The sequence below is a fragment of the Devosia insulae DS-56 genome (assembly GCF_000970465.2).
GTDB classification, from domain to species: Bacteria; Pseudomonadota; Alphaproteobacteria; order Rhizobiales; family Devosiaceae; genus Devosia_A; species Devosia_A insulae.
The window spans coordinates 1-4889 of sequence record NZ_LAJE02000274.1 but is presented as its reverse complement, the minus strand read 5'-3'; the positions used below and the strand labels follow the sequence as shown (position 1 = coordinate 4889).

The following is a 4889-nucleotide window of genomic DNA, read 5'->3' as shown; positions in this document are numbered from 1 at the left end:
GCACTGGGCGTGCCGACGCTGCCGGCGATCATGATCGGGGCGGCGGCGGGCGGGGCGGCCGGGTTCGTCAATGGCTGGCTGACGGTCAAGACCGGGATCAATGGCTTCATCGTGACGCTGGCGACGGCCTCGGCCTTTGCCGGCATCAACCTCGGGATCACCAAGGCGGTGCCGTTCTACAACCTGCCAGCGGATTTCGTGGCGTTCGGCAATGGCCGGCTTGGGCTGTTTCCGCTGTTGCTGATCGTGCCGCTGCTGGTCACGGTGCTCCTGGCTTTGTTCTTCTCGCGAGCCGTGCCGGGGCGGCACATGCTGGCGGTGGGCGGCAATGCGCCGGCGGCGCAACTGAGCGGCGTGTCGGTGCCGCGGGCAATCATTTCGGCGCACGTGCTGTCGGGGCTGCTGGCGGCGGTGGCGGGTATCCTCGCGGTGGCGCAGCTCGGCTCGGCGCAGCCCACCATCGGGTCGGACTGGCTGGTGATCTCATTCGCCGCGCCGATCATCGGCGGGGCGAGCCTTGCCGGTGGGGCGATCTCCATCGTCGGCACGCTCCTGGCGGTGGTGCTGATCGGGCTGATCCAGAACGCCATGGTGCTGGTGAAGGTCGACCCCTACTGGGTGCAGTTCCTGCTCGGGGCGCTGATCCTCGTCGCGGTGTGGTTCAACCGCTATCGCGCCGTCCGGGTGGGAGAGAGCTGATGGCGCTGACGGTCGACAAGGCCAGCAAGTCGTTCCCCGGCGTCCGGGCGCTGAAGGATGCGGCCCTGGAGCTCAGAGCCGGCGAAGTGCATGCGCTGATGGGCGAGAACGGCGCCGGCAAGTCGACGCTGATCAAGATCATCACCGGGGTGCACCGGCCGGATGGCGGGCGGCTGCTGCTCGACGGAACCGAGATTTCGCTCAGTAGCCCGCGCGACGCGATCCGGCTCGGGATTTCGGCGGTGCACCAGGAGCGCAACCTGATCCCGCGCTTCTCGGTGGCCGAGAACATCCTGCTCGAGAACCTGCCGCGGCGCGCCGGGCTGGTGGACTACGCCAGGGCCAATGCCGAGGCGAAGAAATATCTCGAAATGATCGGGCTAGTGGTCGACACGCGGACCGAGGTGCGGCACCTGAGCGTCGCGCAGATGCAGATGGTGGAGATCGCCAAGGCGCTGAGCCATGAGGCGAAGGTGCTGCTGCTCGACGAGCCGACCGCCTCGCTGACCGGCGAGGAGGCGGAGGCGCTGTTCGCGCTGATCAGGCGGTTGAAGGCGGAGGGCGCGGCGATCCTGTTCGTGTCGCACAAGCTTGAGGAAGTGCTGGCGATTTCGGATCGGGTGACGGTGCTGCGCGATGGCGAGACGACGCTGATCGGCGAGCCGATCGCCAATATGAGCCGTGGCCGGCTGATCGAGGCGATGATCGGGCGGGCCGAGCGTATCGCCGTGGTGCGGCCGCCCAAGCCGGCGACCGGCGCGGTCAAACTCGAGGCCAAGGGCGTCGCGACGGCTGCCGGGCACCGCGATATCTCGTTCACGCTGCGGCGCGGCGAAATCCTCGGGCTCTACGGGCTGGTCGGCGCGGGGCGCACCGAGCTGGCGCGGGCGCTGGTGGGGAAAGACAAAGTCACCGGCGGCAGCCTGTCGATTGACGGCAAGCCGGCAGTGATCCGCTCGGTCGAGGAGGCGCTGAAGCGGCACCGTATCGGCTATCTCAGCGAAGACCGGAAATATGAGGGCGTGGTGCTGCTGCATCCGATCCGCTTCAACGTGGCGATGACCATCTGGGACCGGCTGGCGAGGTTCCTCGGCTTCCAGACGGCGGCCGGGGAGCGCAAGGCCGCCGAGCCGTTTGCGCGGCAGCTGGAGATCCGCACGCCCAGCCTCGAGCAGTCGGTGGGGAACCTCTCAGGTGGCAACCAGCAGAAGGTGTCGCTGGCCAAGTGGCTGGCGGCGAAGGTCGACCTGCTGGTCATCGACGAGCCGACGGTCGGCATCGACATCAAGACCAAGGCCTATATCCACGAGCTGATCGGCAAGCTGGCGGATGACGGGCTGGCGATCCTCTTGATCTCGTCGGAGCTGCCGGAAATGGTGGCTTTGGCCGACCGTATCCTGGTGATGCACGAGTTCCGCCTCGTCGACGGTTTTGACAATGATCGCAGTTACGAGGCGATGAGCCGGAAGGTGATGGGGGCCATCCACCGGCATGCGGACGAGGTGGTGGCGGCGGAGTAGCAATTGCGCTCCTGCTCTCATCCCCACCGGCGTCATTCCCGCGCAGGCGGGAACCTAGTGCGATCTATCAAAGCTCATCGGCGTCTGAAGCATCCCACTGGGTCCCCGCCTGCGCGGGGATGACGCCGGTGGATTGCCTGAACTAACCAGTGTTTCGAGCCGGCCTGATACCCGCTATTGATCACCCCATGACCGACATCACCGCCCTCGACACCGCCGACCCGTTTGCCCGCACGCGCGCCCTGTTCGACCTGCCTGATGGCATCATCTATCTCGACGGCAACTCGCTCGGGGCATTGCCGCGCGCCGTGAAGGGGCGGATGGCCGAGGTGGTGGCGACGCAGTGGGGCGAGGGCCTGATCCGCAGTTGGAACACACATGACTGGATCGACCTGCCGGGGCGGGTGGGCGAGCGGATCGCGCGGCTGATCGGCGCGGCGCCGCAGACGTTGATGGTCGCCGACTCCACCTCGGTGAACCTGTTCAAGGTGCTGGTGACGGCGCTGCGGCTACGACCGGGGCGCCAGGTGATCGTCTCGGAGCGCGGCAACTTCCCGACCGATGCCTATATCGCGGCGGGCGTTGCGGAGCTGCTGGGGCAGGGGCACGAGCTGCGGCTGGTGGAGGCCAGCGAAATCGAGGCGGCACTGGGCGATGACGTCGCCGTGCTGCTGCTGACCGAGGTGAACTACCGGACCGGGGCGCGGCTCGACATGGCCGGGCTGACGGCGGCGGCGCAGCGGGCTGGCGTGCTGACGATCTGGGATCTCTGCCATTCGGCCGGGGCGTTCCCGGTCGATCTCAGCGGCGCGGATGCCGATTTCGCCGTCGGGTGCGGCTACAAATATCTCAATGGCGGGCCGGGGGCGCCGGCCTTCGTCTATGCGGCGCCGCGGCATCTCGAGGGGTTGCGACAGCCGCTGACCGGCTGGCTGGGGCATGCGGCGCCGTTCAGCTTTGCCGAGACCTATCGGCCGGCGGCAGGCATCGGGGCGATGCGGGTAGGGACGCCGCCGGTGCTGTCGATGTCGGCGCTCGATGCGGCGCTCGAGGTGTTCGATGGGGTCGATCTGGGCGCGCTACGGGCCAAGGCGGATCGGCTGTTCGAGCTGTTCACCGACGAGGTGAAGCGGCTGGCGCCGGAGCTACAACTGGCGACGCCGAGCGAGCCGGCGCGGCGCGGTACCCAGGTATCGCTCAGGCATCCCGAGGCCTATGCCGTGATGCAGGCGCTGATCGAGCGTGGGGTGATCGGGGATTTCCGCGAACCCGACATCCTGCGCTTCGGGTTGACGCCGCTCTATCTGAGCTTCGCCGAGGTCAAGCGGGCGGCGGAAATTCTTGGCGAGGTGATGCGCACCGGAGCCTGGGATCAGCCGCGCTACAAGGTGCGGGCCAAGGTGGTTTGACGTTGCTCTAGCCCACCGATCTCTCGGGGAGCGCCTTCTCCCACAAGGGGAGAAGGCCACGGTCCTCTGGCTTTGGTCCTATCCCTAGAACAGCTCGGCTTCGCCGTGGACGCCGAAGCTGGCGCTGCCGGAGAGGGCGGGGACGCGTAACTCGTCGAGCACCAGGCTCGACCAGATCTCGTCATAGACCGATTGCGGGGCATCGGGGGGCAGCAGGGCGAACTGGCGGACGGCGAGCGCCATGTTCTGGCAGCGCTGCTCGATACGGTCCTGGCCCTGCAGGGCGTTGATGATGATCCGGGCGGCCTCGCGGCGCGCCTCGTCGGCCGAGACCGACTTGTCGGCGAGCAGTTCGAGGGCCAGGGTGACGCCTTCCACCATGCCGGCGGTCTGACGCGCGGTTTCATCGAGCTCGCGGGCGAGCCTTTGCAGAGACATGTAGAGAAAACCCCCGTAGTGCGATTGGACCCTAGCGTGGATTTCTGAATGGCTCCTTGCGAATGGAGCGGCATCAGGGTGGACGCGAGGCTTTTGGTTAGCGCTTCACTAACGAATTGACGGTAACGATGACATGCCACTCTTTCTCGGATCTGCCTTACGATGGTCATGTCGAGTTCACTGCCTCCCGAGTTCGATCGTGGTGTGGTGACGACCGTACATCAGGGTGATTGCCTGGTGTCGAACGAGGTGGACCTGACCTTCTCGACCGTGCTCGGCAGTTGCGTTTCGGCCTGCGTCCGCGACCGGGTCGCCAATGTCGGCGGGATGAACCATTTCCTCCTTGCTGAGCAATCGGCCTCGGCGGCGGATCGCTACGGCGCTTCGGCGCGCTACGGTGCGTTCGCCATGGAACAGCTGATCAACAAGGTGCTGACGCGCGGCACCGGCCGCAAAGCCAACCTCGAGATCAAGGTGTTCGGCGGCGGCAAGATCAATGGCGCGCTCGACGATATCGGGCTCAAGAACATCGAGTTCGTGCGCGAGTTCCTCGCCAACGAAGGCTACGAGATGGCCAAGGAAGACCTCGGCGGCAGTTACGCGCGCCGGGTGATGTTCAAGCCCTATTCCGGCCGCGCCTTCATCAAGCGGCTCGACAATACCGCCAACGCTTCGATCGCCAGGGAAGAACTGGCCGTGGCGGCCAGCCGCCGCAGCGTCATCACCAAGCCGGTGGTCGACGACATCGAACTGTTCTGAGTGCTTCCCTCCCCCTTGAGGGGAGGGATTGAGGGAGGGGGTGGTGCGGTGATCACCGATGGAC

At 66.5% G+C, this 4889-nt stretch carries 5 protein-coding genes; 4 read left to right on the top strand and 1 reads right to left on the bottom strand.

Features of this window, described 5'->3' with window-relative positions; translation table 11 throughout:
- From VW23_RS19200 to kynU, 3 genes are all read left to right on the top strand, one after another.
- Positions 1-699 (top strand): ABC transporter permease (locus VW23_RS19200; protein WP_069911158.1); only part of this gene is annotated, 699 nt, incomplete at its 5' end.
- Positions 699-2219, top strand: coding sequence for a sugar ABC transporter ATP-binding protein (locus VW23_RS19195; protein WP_069911157.1), 1521 nt, complete (start codon positions 699-701; stop codon positions 2217-2219). The genes VW23_RS19200 and VW23_RS19195, both read left to right, overlap by 1 nt.
- A 188-nt stretch (positions 2220-2407) precedes the next feature.
- Positions 2408-3628 (top strand): kynureninase, encoded by a 1221-nt coding sequence (gene kynU / locus VW23_RS19190; protein ID WP_069911156.1) that lies wholly within the window; start codon positions 2408-2410, stop codon positions 3626-3628.
- Positions 3629-3712: 84 nt separating this feature from the next.
- Here kynU and VW23_RS19185 read toward each other — a convergent pair whose 3' ends face one another.
- Complete coding sequence (locus VW23_RS19185) at positions 3713-4066, bottom strand: hypothetical protein (RefSeq protein ID WP_069911155.1); 354 nt, start codon at positions 4064-4066, stop codon at positions 3713-3715.
- A gap of 168 nt (positions 4067-4234) precedes the next feature.
- Here VW23_RS19185 and VW23_RS19180 point away from each other — a divergent pair, with 168 nt between their 5' ends.
- The gene (locus tag VW23_RS19180) at positions 4235-4825 is read left to right on the top strand and encodes a chemoreceptor glutamine deamidase CheD (protein ID WP_176730441.1); all 591 of its coding nucleotides are present in this window, start codon (positions 4235-4237) and stop codon (positions 4823-4825) included.
- Positions 4826-4889 lie beyond the last annotated feature (64 nt).

Coding starts and splice junctions, on each gene's coding strand:
- VW23_RS19195 (WP_069911157.1), top strand. CDS start 699: ATGGCGCTGACGGTCGACAAGGCCAGCAAGTCGTTCCCCGGCGTCCGG.
- kynU (WP_069911156.1), top strand. CDS start 2,408: ATGACCGACATCACCGCCCTCGACACCGCCGACCCGTTTGCCCGCACG.
- VW23_RS19185 (WP_069911155.1), bottom strand. CDS start 4,066: ATGTCTCTGCAAAGGCTCGCCCGCGAGCTCGATGAAACCGCGCGTCAG.
- VW23_RS19180 (WP_176730441.1), top strand. CDS start 4,235: ATGTCGAGTTCACTGCCTCCCGAGTTCGATCGTGGTGTGGTGACGACC.